Origin of the sequence: Sporosalibacterium faouarense (assembly GCF_016765695.1) — a bacterium.
GTDB lineage: Bacteria > Bacillota > Clostridia > Tissierellales > VENL01 > Sporosalibacterium > Sporosalibacterium faouarense.
In genome coordinates, this window is the sequence record NZ_JAETGO010000004.1 from 1 (window position 1) to 20,924 (window position 20,924).

The window sequence follows — 20,924 nt, forward strand, 5'->3', positions numbered from 1 at the left end:
AGGTGGAGTGGAGTCTCCATCTGAAGCCCCGATGTTCTGCTTGAGCAGAACGAGTTCACTGATAGGTAAAAAAATAAAAGTATAAAATCATTATATGAGGGGGTATATTTATGAAGTTTAAGGATATGAGTATTAAGATATCAAGTAATACTAGATTGGCATATATAGCTATGTTAATTGCATTATCAGCCGTAGGGTCATTGATTAAAATTCAAGGTAGTATAGCCTTTGATTCAATGCCAGGATTTTTTGCTGCTTTATTTTTAGGACCAGTGGCGGGGGCCTTAGTAGCTGGGATAGGTCATTTTCTTTCAGCATTAACCAGTGGATTTCCATATACATTGCCTATGCATTTAATTGTGGCAGCCGAGATGGCATTATTTGCTTTTATATTTGGTTGGGTTTATAGAAGAAGTAATGGAATAATAGCTTCAATAGTTGCAACAATTCTAAATGGTCCAGTTGCAGCTTTAGTTGTTGTGCCTACATCAATATTTTTTGGATTACCGTTTAATGGTTGGCCTTTATTTTATCTTCTTTTACCGACACTAACTATAGCATCTGCTGCTAATGTTATACTTGCATATGTTGTTTATAAGGGCATTAATAGAAGGATGATAAAGTAAAGTTGTAGAACTCTAAGGTGTATCCATTGGAAATATTAAGTATTATTCATTATCAGAATACTTAATATTTCCAGTATTATATTCTATTAAGATTGTTTTGTTTTTATTATCTCTTATGTACCAATAAACACCCTCAGATATGTTCTGAGACATTCCTTCTATGTTAGCTATGTAAGTTAGCTGAATATCTTTAACGTTTTCAATACCTTTTTTATGAGCTATTTTCAATGCATTTTCTTTTGAAATTCCTTGCTCTAGGCTAACTGAGTGAACTACTTTATAACTAATCCAAACTGCTTTCTTTTCGTCTTTGTAATCTTTCCCAATTACACACCTATAAATTGGTCCTGTAGTTGTCGTACTAATTTCTTGTATACTATTAACTTCTCCTGTAATTATTGCTAAACCTCCTGCTAACGGTTTAGGTAATAACCTAGTAAAATAAACATATATACTTAAGAATCCAATAATAATTATAAGTGTAAAAATTATAAACTTTGACTTTTTCACTTTAAAGACCAGCCTCCAATTTTAACTAGATTTAATTTGATTACTTGTTTAATATTTTACTCAATATATTATCACGTCAAGCTTTATACCAATCATTATCAAGCAAATTTAAATTTTTATATTTAGTTGCTGGAGGCATAATGCTTATTGAATGGATACTTTTTCTATCACAAGTATATTTATCTCCCATTATTAATTTTATATTTTATTACATTATATTTCAAATATGTATTTTATTTCTATACAGAAACTTAATATTATATTGTTTTAACTGACTTATTTTAAAGTTATTGTGTTATAGAGTGTACTGGCACAATTTTTATTTTTATATACTCACTAGAGTATTTTGATATAATATCATTAAGATGATTAATTTGTAGGTTTAAATTAATCTGAAAAGCTCAAATAACTAGTAAAGAGGAGTTACTTATAATAAAAAAGTTTAGGTTTTAAAGAAATTACTAATTAAGTAGATAAAAAAGGAGCATTTACATGTATAAGGCAGAGAAATATAGGGATTTAACCTTTATTGATATAAATAATAATCAAACAATGGTGATAGCCTGTGATTCATGTGGTAGTATTGGAGATAAAGAAAATGATATTGTTAAAACTGACCCAGAGACAGTAGGCTATTTTACATTACGAGTACCCTTGATGGAGATTCTTGCTATTGGTGCGAATCCTGTTACAATAACGAATACTCTATCGGTGGAAATGGATAATACAGGAAAGGGAATTATAAAAGGTATACAGAAAGCATTAAGGCCATTAAACATATCGGATGATATTATAATCACAGGTAGCACTGAGGAAAATTTTCCTGCATCGGTAACTGGAATTGGTATAACAGTTATTGGCATGATAGATAAGGATAATTGGAGAAAACCTGAAACTAAGGCAGGTAATTTAATAGTCGTAGTTGGGATGCCTAAAGTGGGACAAGAAGTATTAGAAGATAAAGAACAAACAATACTATCACCTTCAATTATAAATGAATTAAGAACAATCAAAGGAATCGGAGAAATTGTTCCAGCTGGCTCTAAAGGTCTTATACATGAAATAAAAGAAATTTCAAGAATGAGCAATCTTAAATATACTTTGAAGAATAATTCTATAGATATACATAAAACTGCTGGACCCGCCACCTGTGGGATTATTACTCTAAACAAAGAATCTTTTGAAGAAGTTAGAAAAGTATGCAACATACCATTTAGTGTTATTGGAGAATTTTATTAGGAAAGGAATATCTTATAATGATAAAAATATTTATTTCGATACTACTATTTATTTTATTGTGCGTAGTATCTTTTATTGTAAGAATGAAATCAGAAATAAGTTTCTTCTACAGTAAAAAAGAAGATGATAATTCAAAAAAGAAACTACAGAAGCTATATATTTTTCAAGGAATCATACTTATTATCTTTATAGTTTGGTTACTAATTATGAAATATTGGTAATTAAAGAAATTCTATATTTGAAAACTTCAATTTTTTGTAAGACTAATTTTGACTACGACCTAGAAAGTTGGTTTTTTCTTGAAATCAATAATTAGGGCACGTAATACTGGAGCTAAGAATGTATAATCTAACATAAAATTTTAGTTAATATAAAATTTCTTAAATTTTCAAATGGGGGTTTAAAATGCAGAAGTTTTTTATTTATTTAGGAGGTATCTTTATTTTATTAGCCATAACTGCTAAAGGGATTGTTGAAACTTTTATTTTAAGTAGAATCTTCTCAAAAGGCAAAAATAATAAAGATGAAAAAAGAAAAAGAATTATATTTAAAGTAAGAGTATTTCAGACTATATTTGCAATGACAGGAGCTATCATTCTATTTATTGTTATGATAACTCTTTAACCCTATATTGACATTAAAAATCATTAATGATATATTCATAATACAATTAAATATTGAGGCTGTTGGTGCAATCTTATTTTTGGATTGCTTAAAAGGGAAGTTTGGTGAAATTCCAACATGGTCCCGCCACTGTAATGGATAGAATCTCATTTATACCACTGTGCTAATAGCATGGGAAGGTGTGAGATTTGTTATTCTTAAGTCAGGAGACCTGCCAATAGTAACAATGCTGTTTTATTACTCACGAGGATGAGGAGGTGTTATTTGTAAGTAGAGATTAATCATACTCTACTATATATCAATAATGCCCTTTCTATGTCTAGAAAGGTTTTTTTGTTATGAAATAACTCATGTGTAAAACTCAGCTAATATTAGCTGAGTTTTTTTATTGGAGGTATTAGATTTGAACATTACAGACTTAATTTCAAACCCACTTTTACTTATGGCTTCTAGTATATTTCTAGGACAACTGGTTGGACGATTGCACTACAAAAATATTAAATTAGGAAGCTCAGGAGGATTATTTGTAGGTATTGTAATAAGCTATTTTGTTACTAAATATCTACAAATGCAAGATAGTGATTCTATAATGCTAGATGGTCAGTTTATACCAAAGGAAATATTTACATTAAGCCTTATAGGATTTATTGCATCGGTAGGATTATTAGCATCAAAAAATATCAGAAGTACTATAAAAGATAATGGATATAGGTTTATGATTTTAGCATTCACCATAACCTCCACTGGAGCTTTATCTACATGGTTGTTTATCAAATTATTATTTGGTGACTTAAAAATCAGTATTATTGGAACATATGTAGGAGCTTTAACTAGTTCACCAGGTTTAGCTACTGCTATTGAATCGGCAAGGGAGTTAATGGGGAGCAGTGAAGCGATGGTAGGGCTAGGCTACTCAATTTCATATATACCAGGAGTTATAATTGTAATTTTATTTGTACAACTATTAGGAAAATTTCAAGGTGAAGATAAGTATGTAAGAAAAGGGAAGAAGCAGGAAATAAGCAAAGGTTTCAAGGAAGTCAACTTTAGTATCATTTCCTTCTGCCTTGTTTGTCTAGTGGGAATCATCATTGGGAAGATAAAAATATATTTAGGAAGCTATCTAGGAAATTTTTCTCTAGGATCAACGGGAGGAGTACTTATTAGTGCGTTAGTTCTAGGGGATATAAGGAAAATAGGATTTTTAAATTTTAATATGAATAAGGGGCAATTAGGTGTGGTTAGAGATATATCCCTTAATATGTTTCTTTCCATAGTTGGGTTGAACTATGGATATAATGCATTGAATCTAATCGGTACATCGGGAGCACAGCTATTAGTAGTAGGTGGAGTCACAGCAACTATTAGTATATTTATGGGGTATATAGTTGGTAGGAAGCTATTGAAGTTACAAAACATATATTTGGTTGGAGGTATATGTGGAGGAATGACCAGCACACCTGGCTTAGCTGCTTCTATAGAAGCCTTTGATAGCGATGATGTTACGGTAGGGTATGGAGCTACATATCCCTTTGCATTATTTTTTATGATTTTATTTACTAGTATTTTATTCAAAATATAAGATGGGAGGTCTATTAATGAACATACATGAATATCAAGCTAAAGAACTATTGAGAAAGTATAACATATCAGTACCTAAAGGTGAAGTTATAAACAAGATGGAGGATGCTGAAATGGCTGCTTGGAAAATAGAAAGTGATATAGCAGTTGTAAAGGCTCAAATCCATGCTGGTGGAAGGGGAAAAGCAGGTGGAATAAAGGTAGCAAAGAGTATAGATGAAGTCAAGGCTTATTCAAAAGAGATATTAGGTAAAAAACTAGTTACCCACCAAACTGGCCCTGAAGGAAAGGAAGTTAAAACCCTTTTAATTGAAGAGGGTTGCGATATTGAAAAAGAGTATTATTTGGGAATTACTTTGGATAGAGAAGCTTCAAGATTGACGATGATAGCCTCTGAAGAAGGTGGAACTGAGATCGAGGAAGTAGCAGATAAAAGCCCTGAGAAAATATTCAAAGAAGTTATAGATCCAGTGGTAGGATTAGCTGAATATCAGGCACGAAGACTATGCTTTAATATTAACATACCAACGAAACTAATTAACGATACAGTAAACCTTATGATGAACCTATATCAATGCTTTATGGAAAAGGATTGCTCTTTAGCTGAGATTAATCCATTAGTTGTAACGGGAGACAATAGGGTTATGGCCCTAGATGCTAAATTAAATTTTGATGAAAATAGTTTATATAGAAATAAAGATATATTGGAGTATAGAGACCTAGATGAAGAGGATGAAAAGGAAGTAGAGGCTTCTGAACATGGATTATCATACATCTCTCTTGATGGTAATATTGGTTGCATGGTAAATGGAGCTGGGCTAGCAATGGCAACGATGGATATTATTAAGTTTTATGGAGGAGAGCCTGCTAATTTTCTAGATGTTGGAGGCGGAGCGTCAGAAGAAAAAGTAACTAATGCATTTAAAATAATCTTATCTGATGATAGAGTAAAAGGCATATTCGTTAATATATTCGGCGGAATAATGAAATGCAATGTAATTGCTAAAGGAATAGTTAAAGCAGCTAAGGAGGTTAATTTAACAGTTCCTTTAGTAGTAAGATTAGAAGGTACAAATGTTTCTTTAGGTAAGGAGATCCTTGACGATTCTGACATAAATATAATAACAGTAACATCAATGGATGAAGGTGCAAAAAAAGTAGTAGAGCTAATAAAATAGAAAGGTGGGGACAAAAATGAGTATTTGGGTAGATAAAAATACAAAATTAATTGTGCAAGGTATAACCGGAAAGACAGCTCAATATCATACAAAACAGATGTTAGAATACGGAACTAAAATAGTTTCAGGAGTTACTCCCGGGAAAGGTGGTACAAAAGTAGAGGATGTCCCTGTATTTGATACTGTAGAGCAGGCAGTTATTGAAACTCAAGCTACAGCTTCTGTAATATATGTACCAGCGAAATTTGCAGCAGATGCCATACTAGAGGCAGTAGATGCTGGATTAGATATGGTTATATGTATAACAGAACACATTCCTATAAACGATATGATAAAAGTTAAAAGATATATGGAAGGCAAAAAGACTCGATTAATTGGACCTAATTGTCCAGGTATTATAACACCAGGAGAATGCAAAATTGGTATCATGCCTGGATATATACACAAAGAAGGAAGAATAGGTGTTGTTTCCCGTTCTGGTACTTTAACATATGAAGCTGTTCATCAATTAACTGAAAAGGGAATAGGTCAATCTACAGCCGTTGGAATTGGAGGAGATCCTGTTAATGGTACAGATTTCGTAGATGTATTAAAGGCATTTAATGAGGATGAGAATACCGATGCAGTTGTTATGATTGGCGAAATAGGTGGAACTGCTGAGGAAAAAGCATCTCTATGGATTAAAGAAAATATGAAAAAGCCGGTAGTTGGTTTTATAGGAGGACAAACGGCACCTAAAGGAAAACGAATGGGCCATGCAGGAGCTATTATTTCTGGCGGAAAAGGGACAGCTGATGAAAAGATAAAAACCATGAAAAATTGTGGAATTTCTGTTGCAGAAAATCCTGCAGTCATCGGAAAAGCTCTAGCAAAGGCTCTAAAGGATAATAATTTATGGAGGGCTGAGTATGAGGATTAATATTGAGAGATTTATTCTTATTAATATAGGTATATTGACTATGGCCGTAGGATTATACTATTTCTTAATTCCTGCTAATCTTGCAGTAGGTGGAGTTACAGGATTAGCCATGGTTATAAACAAAGTTTTCCCTGTTATTCCAATAGGGATTATAATGACTATATCAAATATTATTCTTTTTGCCCTTGCCTTTCTAATAATAGGTAAGGAATTCGGTGGCTATACAATATATTCAAGCTTTCTTTTGTCCGGGGTGATATATTTATTTGAAGTTATAAGTCCTATGGATAAGCCAATAATTGATGATATAATGATAAATTTAATCTATGGGATTATAATCCAAGGAATTGGTATGGCTATAATTTTCTATCAAAACTCTTCCACAGGGGGAACTGATATTATAGCAAAGATTATAAATAAGTTTACCCATTTAGATATAGGAAAGGCCTTGCTTTCAGCCGATTTTATTATCACTATATTTGCAGGACTAACCTTTGGTGCTAAGCTTGGATTATATGCATTATTAGGAGTTATTATCAATGCCTATGTAATAGATAATGTTATCGCAGGATTTAGTAAAAAAATGAATATTATGATTATAAGTGATAAAAAAGAAGAAATAAACCAGTATATAATTAAGACCATAAATAGGGGAACTACTCTATATTATGCCGATGGCGGTTTTTCTAAAAAGAAGAAAAATATAATAAATACTGTCGTATCTAGGAAGCAATATATTAAAATTAAGCATTACGTTCAAAATATTGATCCAGATGCTTTTATAACAGTTGGGTTTGTCCATGAAGTATTAGGAGAAGGTTTTAACTTTAGTAAGTAGGGTAAATGAATTTTAAAATGCCTCCCTATAAGATGTGTAAATCTTATAGGGAGGCATTTTCATTAGTTAATATTTATACTTTTATATCGAGTGGATTTGCTTTTAGAAAAATAAGCAGTCCAATATAAGAAATAAAATAGATTAAAATCGTGAAAATCGTTGTATTATTAATCGGTATATTCCAACTCGTTGAAAAATTAGAATAAAGAAAAGTTAGAATAGTCGTAATTAAAATAGATATTCCTATTTTAGAAAAGAATATAAAATCTGTAAAGGTAGAGCGTAAATATCTGTGTAATACTGTCATATCAAAAAGAAAAACTATTATAGGTGATAATATAAATCCAATAAAATATCCATTAACACCATATCTAGGATTACTTATAAGAAATACTATACAAAATAATTGAAAAGCTATTCCTATTATACGATGTACAGTGGCCCTAACCTGCTTGCCAATACCATAAAGAATTCCAGAAAAGATATGTTGAATAGCCAGAAAAACCATACCGCAAGACATGATTTTTATATATTTTGCTGCATGGATATCATTGTATAATAAAACACTAAGGGGATGTGAATGAATAAAGAAAACTATCATAGTGGGTAATGTAATAATAAATGTGATTCTTATGGATAAAGTTATATTGATCTTAATGTCCTTATAGTTTTTTAAATGAGATTGATTTGATAAATTAGGAATAATATTAATTACTAAAGCCGATGTAACAATATAGGGTAGGTATACAAGGGGCATGCCCATTCCCATAATTCTACCTAATGTTTCAATAGACTGGGATTGAGATAAGCCAGCTTCTAAGAGGCTTTTGGGAATCAATATTGTATTCAATGATTGAGAAGCGACACTTACAAAGCCTAAAATAGTTAAAGGTGTGGCAATTTTAATTATTTTTAGCACAATGGATTTAAAAGAATCCTTACTATATATTGCTAGTCCAGTATCTCTTGTGTTTTTCTTATAAATAGACAACAAATAGATTAAATCAAAAAACTCTCCTATGCTAATTCCAAATATGGCAATTTTGCATGAGGTATAAGGAGATACAGGATGTATATAAAATAGTATAAAAATAATTATTATAAAACGCCCGATGTGTTCAATTATTTCTGAAAAACCAGCTTGAGCCATTTTATTTAACCCATAGAGATAACCCCTTAATACTGATGTTAGGGACAATATAGGTATAGCTGGAATAGAAACATAAATTAATGATAAAAGTCTTTCATTATTATATATATTAATACTTATATGTTTTGAAGTAACAATTAATATAAGGGCTAAAATAAAGGAAATTATTAGTGTCAGCAGAATCGTAGCATTGACAGTTACTGTTACATCATAATTACTATTTCTTGATTTAGCTTTTGAAACTAATTTAGAAACAGCAGTTGGAATGCCAGCAGTTGTAACCATTAGAAACATCATAAGAATAGGATTGACTAGATAAAATAGACCGATTGCTTCTGCTCCAATCATTCTAGATAAGGTTATATCATAGCTTAGACTCAGCATCCTTACGATTAAACTAGAAGTAGCAAGAATAATAGTACCATAAATAAATTTTGAATTCTTCAAAGAATCACCTCATAAAAAAATGTTGCTAATTCTATAAATATTAGTGGGAAATCCAAATATGATAAAATATAATTTATCGTTAAGGAAAAAAGAATAATAAGATTTTCATTCTATATGACATTGATACTGTTTAAGAAATAGGATAGAATGTAATAGAAAAGAGTTACTTAAAAATAATTTAATACTATACCTATCTAGGTTCTTTGAGATAATCTCAAGGATTAATAGGGAATCGGGTGAAAATCCCGAACGGTCCGGCCACTGTAAGTGGGGAGGGATTCTTTATATGTCACTGGTTTATTACTGGGAAGGCAAAGAATCAACTAAGATCCACAAGTCAGGAGACCTGCCTAGATAGATTTGCATAAAACCTTCCAGGAAAAGGTAGAGAGCAATATAATATATGTATGGATTCTAGCTTAAAATTTTACATATAGATATTTAGCCCTGACTTTTGGAAGTCAGGGCTTTTAATATACAAAAATTTAACTAAGAGAATGAGGAGGATACAAATAATGAAAAAAGGGATACTTGTAGTTAGCTTTGGAACTAGCTATGAAAACACAAGAAAAGCATGTATAGAGAGTGTGGAAAAGAGAATAGAGAAAGAATTTCCTAAAAGTGAAGTCAGAAGAGCATTTACGTCTAATATAATAATAAACAAATTGAAGAAAAGAGATAGCTTAATAATTGATACTCCAGAACAAGCTTTAAATAAGATGAAAAATGAAGGGTTTGATGAAGTTATTATTCAGCCAACCCATATAATTCCTGGTAAGGAATATGAAGAAATAGTGGAAACTGTAAAAGCTTTTAAGGATTCATTTGAAAAAGTAACTATGGGAAGACCATTATTAACTATGAATAAAGATTATAAGATCGCTGTAGATGCATTAAAGGATCAATTACCAGATATGAAAGAAAATGAAGCTGTTTTATTAATGGGTCATGGTACATATCATCATGCCAACGCATGCTACTCATGCTTACAAAGTGTAATCAATGATGAGGAATTAAATCTCTTTGTTGGTACAGTTGAGGGATATCCAGAATTGGATGATATAATCCCTAAGTTAAATAAGGCTAATATAAATGAGGTTACTTTAATGCCATTTATGCTTGTGGCAGGGGACCATGCAGTAAATGATTTAGTTGGAGAAGAGGATTCATGGAAAAGTATCCTAGAAGAGCAAGGATTTAAGGTGAAGGTACACATGAGTGGTCTAGGAGAAAACCCAAAATATCAAGATATATATGTAAACCACGTTTATGATGCTATGAAAGAACTATAAGAAAATATATTAAGGGAGTACAGGGGGAATATTGAAATGAAAGATTTTATAGAAGGGGTATGGCATCCCGTTATAGATGAAGATAAATGTACCAATTGTGATTTTTGCTATGAGTTTTGTCCAAAGGGAGTATATACTAAGGATAATGAAAAGGTAGTAGTAGAAAATCCCAGTAGCTGTGTAGATGGTTGTCATGGATGTGAATGGCAATGTCCAAGTGGAGCTATTAGATTTCCAGAGCCTATTACTAAGGAATATGTGACTAAGGTAATAAGATGGAGTAAGAAGAAAAATAAAGAGGTTTCAAGTAAGTTTTTAGATTATGTTTTGAAAAATCAAATAATAGAGGAATGTGAAATTAATAGAGAAACTAAGGCTTAATGAGATTTAATATATAAAACTAGAAATTAATTGGAGGTTCAAGGATGAAAAAAACGATTTTCCCATTCACTGCTATAATTGCACAAGAACGAATGAAGAGGGCCTTAATATTAAATGCGATAAACCCTAAAATTGGAGGACTTCTTATTCGAGGAGAGAAAGGAACTGCTAAATCTACAGCTGTAAGGGCTTTAGCTGATTTGCTTCCTGTTTTTGATACTGTAGAAGGATGTAGATTTAACTGTAATCCCCATGAAACAAACAACTTATGCAGAGAATGTGAAGAAAAGCTTAAAGTAAATGAAGAAGTTAAAGTAGAAAAAAGAAATATGAAAGTAGTAGAGCTCCCTGTAAGTGCAACGGAGGATAGAGTTGTAGGAACCATAGATATTGAACATGCATTGAAAAATGGTGAAAAGAAATTTGAAGTTGGAATTTTAGCCCAAGGGAATAGAAATATACTTTATGTGGATGAAGTGAATTTATTAGATGATCATATAGTGGACGTGCTTTTGGATGCAGCGGCAATGGGAGTTAATACTGTTGAGAGAGAAGGAGTATCCTATGCCCATCCTTCAAATTTTGTATTAGTAGGAACCATGAATCCTGAAGAAGGAGATCTTCGTCCCCAGTTTATTGATAGATTTGGATTATCTGTAGAGGTAATGGGAGAAGAAAATGTGAAGGATAGAATGAATGTAATAAAAAGAAGATTAGAATATGAAAGAGATCCAATCGCCTTTTGTGAAAAATTTAAAGAAGAACAGAATAACTTAACGAATACTATATTAAAGGCAAAAGAAAATTTACAGGATGTTAAAATATCTGATCAAGTACTGGAGCTAATAGCTTTAATATCAATAACATTAGAGGTTGATGGTCATAGAGCAGATATTACTATGATAAAAACTGCTTTAACTATTGCCACTTTAGAGGGCAGAAAAGAAGTAGAATTTAAAGATGTGAAGGAAGCAGCAAATTTAGTTTTTCCCCACCGATTGAGAAAAAGACCATTTGATCAAGGAAAGGCTCTGTCAAATACTTTAGATGAGGTTGTGGAAAGATGCAGAGAGCAAGTAAGCATGTAGTTTTTAATAATAAATGTCCCTATCCCTTTACTGCCATTGTTGGAAAGGATGCAGTTAAAAAAGCTATTATGATGAATGTGATAAATCCAAAGGTAGGAGGAGTTTTGATAGTAGGAGAGAAGGGAACTGCTAAATCTACTTTAGTTAGAAGCTTTGGTCAGATATTACCTGAAATAGAAATAATAAATCTTCCCTTAAACATATCTGAGGATAGATTGATAGGAAGTCTAGACCTGAAATATGCTGTAGAAAAGGGAGAGAAAAGACTTGAGACAGGTCTTCTACATCAAGCCCACGGAAACATATTATATGTGGATGAAGTTAATCTCCTTAGTAGAGGTATTGGCAACATGATTTTAGATGTATGGTCCAGTGGTGTTAATACTATAGAGCGGGAAGGAATGTCATATAGCCATCGAGCTAATTTCACTTTAATAGGAACAATGAATCCCGAAGAAGGGCTGCTATCAACAAGTTTCTTAGATAGATTTGGTCTTTATGTTGAAGTTAAAGGTGAGAGGGATGTTATTAATAGATTAGAAATTATGAAAAGAAGAATGGAGTATGAATCAAATCCAGAAAGCTTCTATGATAAATATAAGGATAGTTCATTAGATTTAAGAGAAAAAATAATAAGGGCTAAAGAGATCATTAAAGAAGTTAAAGTTTCTAAGGAAATATTAAAGGCTAGTGTTGAATTATGCAAAGCTTCAAGATCCATAGGCCATAGGGGAGATATTTACTTGGTAGAAGCAGCTAAGGCTATTGCTTCGTTAGAGGACAGAAAAGAAGTAGAGTTTTCTCATTTAAAAGAAGCAGCCAAATTTGTATTGCCCCATAGAATTATGGAACCAAGGGAAAAGCCACAGGAAGAATCTGAAGAGAAAAGAAACAATAACGAATCAAATAATGAGAATAACAATCAGAATCCGCAAGAAAATCAGTCTAGAGAAATTGATAACAATGAATCTAAACACATTGAAGAAGAAAATAAATTGGATATAGATAGTGATTATCAATCTACTCATGAAAATAAAGACTTAGAAAATAAAAGCAAAACAATTATGGAAGATATATCTGATATAGGCTCAATATTCAATGTAAAGGATATTGATATACAGATTAATGATACCATCATCAGAAAGGGAAGTGGAAGAAGGAGTAAAACACTTACTGGAATGACCCAAGGTAGGTATATAAAGGCTGTTATTCCCAAAGGCAAGCCAAAGGATATAGCCATAGATGCTACACTGAGAACATCTGCTTTATACCAAAAGCAACGGGGGAGGAAGGATAAGCTAATAATCAAGGAAAGTGATTTTAGGAAAAAGGTAAGGGAAAAAAGAACAGGAAATACATTGCTCTTCGTTGTAGATGGAAGTGGATCTATGGGAGCGAAAAAAAGGATGAAAGCTGTGAAAGGGGCTATAGTTTCCCTTTTAATGGATGCATATCAAAAGAGGGATAAAGTAGGTATGATTACCTTTAGGGGAGATTCCGCTGAGGAAATGCTCCAAGTAACTAGAAGTGTTGATTTTGCAAAAGACAAGTTAAAGGATCTTCCCACTGGAGGCAGAACTCCTTTAAGTGCTGGACTTATTAAAGGTTATCAAATTCTAAGGTCAACTATGCTTAAAGATAAAGACACCATACCGGTCTTAGTACTAATTACCGATGGAAAGGCGAACAATGCCCTTGGATTAGGTGATCCTGTGGAAGAAGCAATTAGTATATGTCAAGATATATCGCAAAAAGGAATTAAGGCATTAGTAATTGATACAGAATCTGGATTTATACAAATGGGCTTAGCTAAGGAAGTAGCCAAGGCCTTAGATGCACAGTACTATAAGCTTGAAGAGCTTAAGGATGAAAATATAGAGAGGGTAGTTAGAAATATTTTGTAAGGTGGAGGTGGGATAAATGAAAATAACTATTGCGACCGTTAGTTCATCTGCAACTAATGATATATCTAAGACATATAAAGACTTTAGATTAAAGTACTTAGATACCATGGACCTAAAATTATATTATTGTGCAGAAGACTATAGGGAGGAAAATATCAATAGCATTTATGATAGTATTGTAGAGTCTGATTTAACAATTTTAGACTTAATGGGAACCCCTGATAATCTACTAGATACTATAGAAAAGGCCTGTAGGAAAACAAAAGGCTTTATAGTACCCTATGGTGGAAATAATAAAGAAATTCATTCTTTATTAAAGCTCGGTTTAATTACTGGTAATGATATGTCTGGTAGAAATAATAGAAGAAGTATGAGGGCTACTAATCAAGCTAAAATTGATAAGACTAATCCTAAATTTAAGGATATGAAAAACTATAAAAAGATAAACGACTATATCAAGAGTGGAGGAGCAGAAAACATAACTAATCTTTTCCTCTTATTATTAAGGGATTACGGTAATGTTAAAGATATCCCAAAACCTGAAGAACCTATTAAGTTAACAGAGATGTCTATATTTGATCCTAAAACTAGCAAAGAATATAAGGAATTTAAGGAGTATGCAAAAAACTATGGATATGATAAAGACAAACCAATAGTAGCGTTGCTGTTTTATGGACATAACTATCCTACTAGAACTACGGACTGCATAGCTGAATTTGAAGGAAAAATAAAGCCATTTGCAAATGTATTGCCCATAGCCTTTCCTAGATCTGCCAGTAGAGATATAGATAAACTAAAAGAACTTTTAATTGTAGATGGAAGAAAGGTAGACTTAATATTAAACTTTACATCATTTAGATTGGGAGCTGGACCTATGGGTGGTAAGCCCCAAGAAGCTATAGATATGTTAGAAGAGCTGGATGCACCTATGCTCCACCCTATGATAATGTCTAGAAGAACTGAAAAGGAATGGCTTGAATCTCCTCAGGGAATCACATCATCAGAATTTTTAATATCAGTTATGTTACCGGAACTTGATGGAGCCATAGAAACAATACCTATTGCAGCTATGGAAACAACAGGATTAGATAATGAATTAAACATAGAGTTTAAAAGTGCAAGGTTGATAGAGGAAAGAGCCGATAGAATAGCCCACAGAGTTAAAAATTGGTTAAAATTAAAGGGAAAGATAAATAAAGAAAAAAAGGTAGCTATAATCTGTTATAATTATCCCCCGGGAGAGGATAATATTTTTGGCGGAGCATTCTTAAACACTTTTCAGTCTATTGAAAATATATTATTTGCTTTAAAAAAAGAAAATTATAATACAGAAGCCCTAACAAAAGAAGAGTTAATGGATACATTTACTGCAGGGAAGATAGTTAATTCAGGAAGATGGGCATCTGAAAAAGGAAATCAACACTTTATAAAATATAATAGTGATAAATATGTTAAGGAATTAAATAGTAAGTCTTGGAAGGGAGAAATTACAGAACAATGGGGACATCCCCCTGGTGAAATTATGTCTGACGAGGATGATTTCCTAATCCCGGGTGTAGCATTAGGAAATGTCTTTTTAGGATTACAGCCTACCAGAGGACTTCATGAAGACCAAGACAAGGTATACCATGATAAACAACTATTGCCCCATCATCAATATGTTGCTTTCTATAAATGGATAAAGGAAGAGTTTAAGGCAGATGTTATAATTCATGTGGGAACCCATGGAACTTTAGAGTTCTTAAATGGAAAGGAATGCGGTATGTCTGGAGGTTGTATGCCTGATAATTTAATTGGTGATATCCCCCATTTATATTTATATTACTGTGGAAATCCTGCTGAATCAATGATTGCAAAAAGAAGATCCCATGGAACCATTATTAGCTATTCTTCACCACCCTTTGTAGAAAGTGAGCTGTATGGTGAATATTCCAATATTGAGGCATTAATATCTCAATATTATGAATCTGAGCGGTTGGATACTAGTAGATGTAAGCAAATAAAAGAGCAGATATTTACTAAGGCTAAGGAAGTTAATCTTTCTTTTGATGATATGGAAGATATTGAAAAGGAGCTATATAGGCTTAAAAGATCCTTAATTCCAAAGGGGTTACATATTTTTGGCAAAGGATATAGCTCTGAGGAAGCAAAGGACTTTGCTAAATTTGTAATGAGGTATGATAGAGGAGAGGTTAAGTCACTAAAAAGAGTGGCAGCAGAAGCCAAGGACTTAAACTATGATGATATATTAGAGGATAATGATATAGAAAAAATGGAACTCCTTGAAGAAGAGGCTAATAAAGCATTAGAAAGCTATTTCCAAGCAGGAAATATCAAGGACGAATATAGAAGTACCCTTGAATATGGACTAAGGGCTGGGGAATATAGTAAAAAAACCTTTGAATTAGAAAATTTGATTAAGGCATTGAATGGAAGCTATATTCCAGCAAGGCTGGCGGGAGATATGATAAGAAATATAGATGTTCTTCCTTCGGGATTCAACCTCTATCAATTTGACCCAAGGATGGTTCCAAGCGACGTTGCCATAGATCGGGGAAGGAAAATAGCCCAAAATACAATTAATCAGTATGTAGAAAACCATGGAATATATCCAAAGAGCACAGCAGTGGTTTTATGGGGGCTATCCACATCTAGAACCCAAGGAGAAACCCTAGGTCAAATACTGGGATATTTGGGAGTAAGAGTTAAGAATAGAGATAATATCTATAAGCCAGTATATGAAGTGATACCCTATGAAGAGCTAGGTAGACCACGTATTGATGTAGTTATAAATATGTGTGGATTTTTTAGAGATATGTTTCCGAATATGATTGATGAATTAAATGATATTTTTAAGATGATATCCTTATTGGATGAATCCCATGATGAAAATTATTTTAAAGCTAATACTCAAATGATTTATAATAAGCTAATTAGTGAAGGATATGAAGAATCAGAAGCTAGAGAATTGTCCTATGCAAGATTATTTGGACCTGGAGAAGGGGAATACGGGACTAAGGTAGCTAAACTAATTGAAACAAAAAATTGGGAGGATGAGTCTAGTCTAGGACAAAGATATGTAGATAGCTTAAAGCATGTATATACAAAGAACTTTAGGGGGAGGAAAGCAGAGGATTTATTAAATACAAACCTAAAATCAGTAGATATTGTTTCTCAAATAAGGAGCAATCATGAATATGAGGTTACAGATTTAGACCACTATTATGAATACTTCGGAGGATTATCTAAATCTGTAGAGATGGCTAAAGGACAAAGAGCAGAGGTGTTTATCACCGATACAACCAATGAAGTGGTAGAAACTGAAACAGTGGATAAATCCATTGCTAGAGGGGTTAGAACAAGGGTTTTAAATCCTAAGTGGATCAATGAAATGCTTAAGCATGATTATCATGGAGCCCAGAAAATATACGATAGATTTGAGAATATGTTGGGTCTAGCTGCAACCACTGGTAAAGTAGACAATTGGATATTCAGCGAGATGCATAATAAATATGTTAATGATGAAGAGATGAAGGATAGATTAAAGGAAAATAATAAATGGGCATATCTATCAATGGTTGAAATATTATTTGAATGTAATAAAAGAGGATATTGGGATGCTACCGACGATGAATTAAAGGAGCTACAGAAAACATATTTAGAGTTGGAAGGAGATATAGAAGAATACTTATAAATATAAAATTCCTCTATTATGAATATCAGTATTTGTTGACAATCCCAATTTGCTTAATTATAATTAAGTTAGAAAAGATAAGAATTTTCTTTATAAAATACAAGTGAATATGTAGTAGGGAAGTTGGTGAAAATCCAACACGGGGCCGCCACTGTAAAGGGGAGCGTGTTGCAAATACCACTGTTTATTATAGCTATTATTAGCTTTTAATAGATGGGAAGGTGCAATAACGTATCGAACCTAAGTCAGGACACCTATTATCCGATTATGCTCACGAGCCTGAGCATGCGTAGTAGGATAATTGTGTAATTGTGCCCAGCTTAATGCTGGGCTTTTTTATTTGTTAGTGACTCGAGTTATATTATTTATAAAATTTTAAGGGACTGATCATTCCTTAAGACGAAAAACTATAGGATAAAAAAGTGTTAGTTACTTAAGAATGTTAGTTTCAAGGGGAAAAAGTGAAAATATGCAGTTTAACTAATTAAATTAAGGGAGGAAATAATCAATGAAAAAGATTTTAGTTTTTAGCATAATTTTATGTATGGCTTTAACTATGTTTGTAGGATGTACTGGCGATGAAAGCAATGAAACATCTCAAGTGGGAAATAATGACGTAAATGACAATAACAATAATAGTGAAAATAATGAGGATACAACTAATGAGTTTAATGTTTTAGTGGATCAAGTTGAGGTTAATGATGATTCAGTTACTTTTATTGATGCAATGGACAAGGAAGTTACTATAGAGAAAAATCCTCAAAAGGTTATTTGTCTATATAATTCATACTTAGACCTATGGTATGATGCCGGTGGAGAAGTAATAGGAAGAATAGAGAGTAGATCTAAGGTGCCAGAAGGGGCCATGGATGCAGAAGTGGTTGGAAGTATGACAGCTCCAAATATGGAAAAAATCATATCTATGGAGCCAGATCTACTAATATTAAGACCTGGTATGCAGGGTCATAGTGAGATTATTCCAATATTGGAGGAGAATGAAATTCCATATTTAGCTATTGAATATGATAACTTTAATCAGTATCTATATGTGACTAAAATATTCACTGAAATTAACGGAAGAGATGATCTATATGAAAAGAATGGAGCTGAGATTAGTAACAAAGTTAAAGAATTAGTTGATAAAGCACCTAGAGATGAAGAGCCAACTGTATTATTAATGTTTGCATCTACAAGAAGTGTGACCGTAAAACTTCCTAACACTTTCGTTGGCGATATGCTACAAGATTTAGGAGCTAAAAATATAGCATATGATGCTCAATTGACAGATGAGGAAATGGAAGTATTTAGTATGGAAAAAGTAATAGAAAGAGATCCAAATTTTATACTTGTACAAACAATGGGCGATGTAGAGGAAATTAAAGAAAAGCTTATAGAAGATGTTGAATCAAATCCAGCATGGAGCTCTTTAACAGCTGTTAAAGAGGGAAGATATATTTTCCTACCTAAGGATTTATACCTTTACAAACCAAATGCTCAATACGCTGAAGCTTATCAGGGGTTAGCAGAGATTTTATATCCAGATACTTTCAAGTAATATAAACAGCTTTAAATATGAAATCACCTCTCCCTTTGGGAGAGGTATTTCAAATATACATCTACTATAAAGGATGATAAAAATGGAAATGGCTAAAAGTAAAACTAACCATAAAAAAAAGGTAATTATTATTATAATTTTATTTTTTGTTTGCATAGGTAGCTTTTTTGTTAGTGTAGGAAAGGGTTCTTTAGATATTAGCTTTGATAAAGTAATTAAAGCTATATTTATAGAAAAGGATACTGTTAATCATCAAATCATATGGAATATTAGATTACCTAGGACATTAGTGGCTGCCCTTGTTGGAATTTGCCTAGCAATCTCTGGGGCTATTCTTCAAGGAGTTATGAGAAATCCCTTGGCAGCACCAAATATAATTGGAGTTTCCTCGGGAGCTGGACTTATGGCCTATATTATATTAATACTATTTCCCAAATACTATTATTTAGTACCTGTAGGAGCATTTGTAGGCGCTCTATTTGCAACCCTATTGATATATTTATTGGCGTGGAGAAATGGAGTTAGTCCAATGAGATTAATCCTTGCTGGAGTTGCAGTATCTTCTCTTTTAGGTGCAGGAATTAGCTCATTAATGACCTTATTTCCTGACAAGGTAGCTGGAGCAGTGGGATTTATGGTAGGGGGATTATCAGCTAGAACATGGCCAGATTTTAATATGCTATGGCCCTATGCAACACTTGGCATACTATTGACATTTCTGTTTCCAAAAAAACTTAACATACTTATGCTTGGAGATGAAATTGCAACCGGCTTAGGATTACATGTGGAGAGAACAAGAATGATGTTTATAGTATTTGCTGCTCTATTAGCAGCAAGTGCAGTAAGTGTAGTAGGATTATTAGGTTTTGTGGGCTTAATAGTACCCCATACAGCTAGATTGATTATTGGATCTGACTATAGATATTTATTACCATCAACAGCTTTATTAGGAGCTTCAGTGGTTATGATTTGTGATACTATAGCTAGACTAGTCTTTGATCCAGTGGAAATACCTGTAGGTATAGTTATGTCATTATTAGGGGCTCCCTTTTTCTTATTCTTGTTAAGAGAAAGGAGGAGTATGGAACGATGATTATAGAAACTAAGGATGTTTCTTTAAAATATGATAGTAAAGAAATAGTAAAGGATTTAAATATAACTATTAAGAAAGGTGAAATAGTTAGCATTATAGGACCCAATGGCTGTGGAAAATCAACTATATTAAAGTCATTATCAAGATATTTAAAACCCTCCAATGGTAAGATTTTTTTAGATGGTGAAGATATACAGAAAATAGATAACAAGAAAGCAGCTAAAAAAATAGCTATTCTACCTCAAGTAAGAAATGTGCCTAATGATTTTACTGTAGAGACCTTGGTTTCCTACGGCAGATATCCCCATTTGGGATTTGGCAATAGACTGAGAAAGAAGGATTTTGAAATTATTGATTGGGCTATTAATAAAACTGGAATGGATAATTTGAAAACTAGAACTGTAGGGACTCTATCGGGAGGAGAACAGCAAAGGGCATGGATAGCTATGGCTCTAGCCCAAAAGCCTGAGGTATTAATCCTTGATGAACCTACTACCTTTTTAGATATTTCTTATCAGCTAGAGATATTAGAACTGGTGAAGGAATTAAATAGAACCTTGAACTTAACAATTATTATGGTCCTTCATGATATAAATCAAGCTATACGTTATTCCCACACAATATATGTAATTAAAGAGGGAAATGTATATGGCTATGGAGATGCTAAAGAATTAATTGATTTGGAGCTACTTAAAAATGTATTCCGTATAGATGCCGATGCTTTGGAGGATCGTACAAATGGATGTCCATACTATATTCCCCAAAAGATGACATCACGTTAAGGCAGAAAATTATTCTAGACTTT

Annotated in this window: 17 protein-coding genes and 3 riboswitches; of the genes, 15 read left to right on the plus strand and 2 right to left on the minus strand. The window is 32.6% G+C overall.

Going from position 1 to position 20,924, the window contains the following annotated elements:
• Positions 1-110: 110 nt before the first annotated feature.
• Positions 111-626: an ECF transporter S component gene (locus JMO20_RS00335; RefSeq protein WP_243414584.1), complete on the plus strand. Its 516-nt coding sequence runs from the start codon at positions 111-113 to the stop codon at positions 624-626.
• A 42-nt stretch (positions 627-668) separates the two neighbouring features.
• Here the strand turns inward: JMO20_RS00335 and JMO20_RS00340 are convergent, their stop codons facing one another.
• Positions 669-1,136: a hypothetical protein gene (locus JMO20_RS00340; protein WP_202707155.1), complete on the minus strand. Its 468-nt coding sequence runs from the start codon at positions 1,134-1,136 to the stop codon at positions 669-671.
• Between the two features lie 492 nt (positions 1,137-1,628).
• Between JMO20_RS00340 and JMO20_RS00345 the strand changes: the two genes are divergently transcribed.
• The 6 genes from JMO20_RS00345 (at position 1,629) to JMO20_RS00370 (ending at position 7,515) form a co-directional block, all read left to right on the plus strand.
• Positions 1,629-2,375 carry an AIR synthase related protein gene (locus JMO20_RS00345; protein WP_202707156.1) on the plus strand — a complete coding sequence of 249 codons (747 nt, stop codon included), beginning with the start codon at positions 1,629-1,631 and terminating at the stop codon, positions 2,373-2,375.
• Between the two features lie 405 nt (positions 2,376-2,780).
• Positions 2,781-2,999 carry a hypothetical protein gene (locus JMO20_RS00350; protein WP_202707157.1) on the plus strand — a complete coding sequence of 73 codons (219 nt, stop codon included), beginning with the start codon at positions 2,781-2,783 and terminating at the stop codon, positions 2,997-2,999.
• A gap of 46 nt (positions 3,000-3,045) precedes the next feature.
• Positions 3,046-3,232, plus strand: a riboswitch (cobalamin riboswitch).
• A gap of 170 nt (positions 3,233-3,402) precedes the next feature.
• Positions 3,403-4,581 carry an aspartate-alanine antiporter-like transporter gene (locus JMO20_RS00355; protein WP_202707158.1) on the plus strand — a complete coding sequence of 393 codons (1,179 nt, stop codon included), beginning with the start codon at positions 3,403-3,405 and terminating at the stop codon, positions 4,579-4,581.
• Positions 4,582-4,597: 16 nt separating this feature from the next.
• Complete coding sequence (sucC, locus tag JMO20_RS00360) at positions 4,598-5,758, plus strand: ADP-forming succinate--CoA ligase subunit beta (RefSeq protein WP_202707159.1); 1,161 nt, start codon at positions 4,598-4,600, stop codon at positions 5,756-5,758.
• A 16-nt stretch (positions 5,759-5,774) separates the two neighbouring features.
• Positions 5,775-6,677 carry a succinate--CoA ligase subunit alpha gene (gene sucD / locus JMO20_RS00365; protein ID WP_202707160.1) on the plus strand — a complete coding sequence of 301 codons (903 nt, stop codon included), beginning with the start codon at positions 5,775-5,777 and terminating at the stop codon, positions 6,675-6,677.
• Positions 6,667-7,515 carry a YitT family protein gene (locus JMO20_RS00370; protein ID WP_202707161.1) on the plus strand — a complete coding sequence of 283 codons (849 nt, stop codon included), beginning with the start codon at positions 6,667-6,669 and terminating at the stop codon, positions 7,513-7,515. Before sucD ends, JMO20_RS00370 begins: the two co-directional genes overlap by 11 nt.
• 73 nt (positions 7,516-7,588) lie before the next feature.
• Here JMO20_RS00370 and JMO20_RS00375 read toward each other — a convergent pair whose 3' ends face one another.
• Positions 7,589-9,112, minus strand: a complete 1,524-nt coding sequence (locus tag JMO20_RS00375) for a putative polysaccharide biosynthesis protein (protein WP_202707162.1) — start codon at positions 9,110-9,112, stop codon at positions 7,589-7,591.
• Positions 9,113-9,291: 179 nt separating this feature from the next.
• Positions 9,292-9,480: riboswitch (cobalamin riboswitch) on the plus strand.
• A gap of 147 nt (positions 9,481-9,627) precedes the next feature.
• Here JMO20_RS00375 and JMO20_RS00380 point away from each other — a divergent pair.
• The 8 genes from JMO20_RS00380 (at position 9,628) to JMO20_RS00415 (ending at position 20,901) form a co-directional block, all read left to right on the plus strand.
• Complete coding sequence (locus tag JMO20_RS00380; RefSeq protein WP_202707163.1) at positions 9,628-10,404, plus strand: sirohydrochlorin cobaltochelatase; 777 nt, start codon at positions 9,628-9,630, stop codon at positions 10,402-10,404.
• Positions 10,405-10,440: 36 nt separating this feature from the next.
• Positions 10,441-10,785, plus strand: a complete 345-nt coding sequence (locus JMO20_RS00385) for an ATP-binding protein (protein ID WP_207753393.1) — start codon at positions 10,441-10,443, stop codon at positions 10,783-10,785.
• A gap of 44 nt (positions 10,786-10,829) precedes the next feature.
• A complete protein-coding gene (locus JMO20_RS00390; protein ID WP_202707164.1) occupies positions 10,830-11,873 on the plus strand; it encodes a magnesium chelatase ATPase subunit I in 1,044 nt (347 codons plus the stop codon).
• Positions 11,849-13,777 (plus strand): magnesium chelatase subunit D family protein, encoded by a 1,929-nt coding sequence (locus JMO20_RS00395; RefSeq protein WP_202707165.1) that lies wholly within the window; start codon positions 11,849-11,851, stop codon positions 13,775-13,777. Before JMO20_RS00390 ends, JMO20_RS00395 begins: the two co-directional genes overlap by 25 nt.
• 16 nt (positions 13,778-13,793) lie before the next feature.
• Complete coding sequence (locus JMO20_RS00400) at positions 13,794-17,471, plus strand: cobaltochelatase subunit CobN (RefSeq protein ID WP_202707166.1); 3,678 nt, start codon at positions 13,794-13,796, stop codon at positions 17,469-17,471.
• Positions 17,472-17,532: 61 nt separating this feature from the next.
• Positions 17,533-17,747: riboswitch (cobalamin riboswitch) on the plus strand.
• A 232-nt stretch (positions 17,748-17,979) separates the two neighbouring features.
• A complete protein-coding gene (locus JMO20_RS00405; protein WP_202707167.1) occupies positions 17,980-19,026 on the plus strand; it encodes an ABC transporter substrate-binding protein in 1,047 nt (348 codons plus the stop codon).
• Between the two features lie 73 nt (positions 19,027-19,099).
• Entirely contained in the window at positions 19,100-20,119 is a 1,020-nt protein-coding gene (locus JMO20_RS00410) for a FecCD family ABC transporter permease (RefSeq protein ID WP_243414585.1), read from the plus strand.
• A complete protein-coding gene (locus JMO20_RS00415; RefSeq protein WP_207753394.1) occupies positions 20,116-20,901 on the plus strand; it encodes an ABC transporter ATP-binding protein in 786 nt (261 codons plus the stop codon). Before JMO20_RS00410 ends, JMO20_RS00415 begins: the two co-directional genes overlap by 4 nt.
• Positions 20,902-20,924: the final 23 nt, after the last annotated feature.

What these genes read in the sequence shown, in the direction of transcription:
- JMO20_RS00335 (WP_243414584.1), top strand. Translation starts at nt 111, where the DNA reads ATGAAGTTTAAGGATATGAGTATTAAGATATCAAGTAATACTAGATTG.
- JMO20_RS00345 (WP_202707156.1), top strand. Translation starts at nt 1,629, where the DNA reads ATGTATAAGGCAGAGAAATATAGGGATTTAACCTTTATTGATATAAAT.
- JMO20_RS00350 (WP_202707157.1), top strand. Translation starts at nt 2,781, where the DNA reads ATGCAGAAGTTTTTTATTTATTTAGGAGGTATCTTTATTTTATTAGCC.
- sucC (WP_202707159.1), top strand. Translation starts at nt 4,598, where the DNA reads ATGAACATACATGAATATCAAGCTAAAGAACTATTGAGAAAGTATAAC.
- sucD (WP_202707160.1), top strand. Translation starts at nt 5,775, where the DNA reads ATGAGTATTTGGGTAGATAAAAATACAAAATTAATTGTGCAAGGTATA.
- JMO20_RS00370 (WP_202707161.1), top strand. Translation starts at nt 6,667, where the DNA reads ATGAGGATTAATATTGAGAGATTTATTCTTATTAATATAGGTATATTG.
- JMO20_RS00380 (WP_202707163.1), top strand. Translation starts at nt 9,628, where the DNA reads ATGAAAAAAGGGATACTTGTAGTTAGCTTTGGAACTAGCTATGAAAAC.
- JMO20_RS00385 (WP_207753393.1), top strand. Translation starts at nt 10,441, where the DNA reads ATGAAAGATTTTATAGAAGGGGTATGGCATCCCGTTATAGATGAAGAT.
- JMO20_RS00390 (WP_202707164.1), top strand. Translation starts at nt 10,830, where the DNA reads ATGAAAAAAACGATTTTCCCATTCACTGCTATAATTGCACAAGAACGA.
- JMO20_RS00395 (WP_202707165.1), top strand. Translation starts at nt 11,849, where the DNA reads ATGCAGAGAGCAAGTAAGCATGTAGTTTTTAATAATAAATGTCCCTAT.
- JMO20_RS00400 (WP_202707166.1), top strand. Translation starts at nt 13,794, where the DNA reads ATGAAAATAACTATTGCGACCGTTAGTTCATCTGCAACTAATGATATA.
- JMO20_RS00405 (WP_202707167.1), top strand. Translation starts at nt 17,980, where the DNA reads ATGAAAAAGATTTTAGTTTTTAGCATAATTTTATGTATGGCTTTAACT.
- JMO20_RS00410 (WP_243414585.1), top strand. Translation starts at nt 19,100, where the DNA reads ATGATAAAAATGGAAATGGCTAAAAGTAAAACTAACCATAAAAAAAAG.
- JMO20_RS00415 (WP_207753394.1), top strand. Translation starts at nt 20,116, where the DNA reads ATGATTATAGAAACTAAGGATGTTTCTTTAAAATATGATAGTAAAGAA.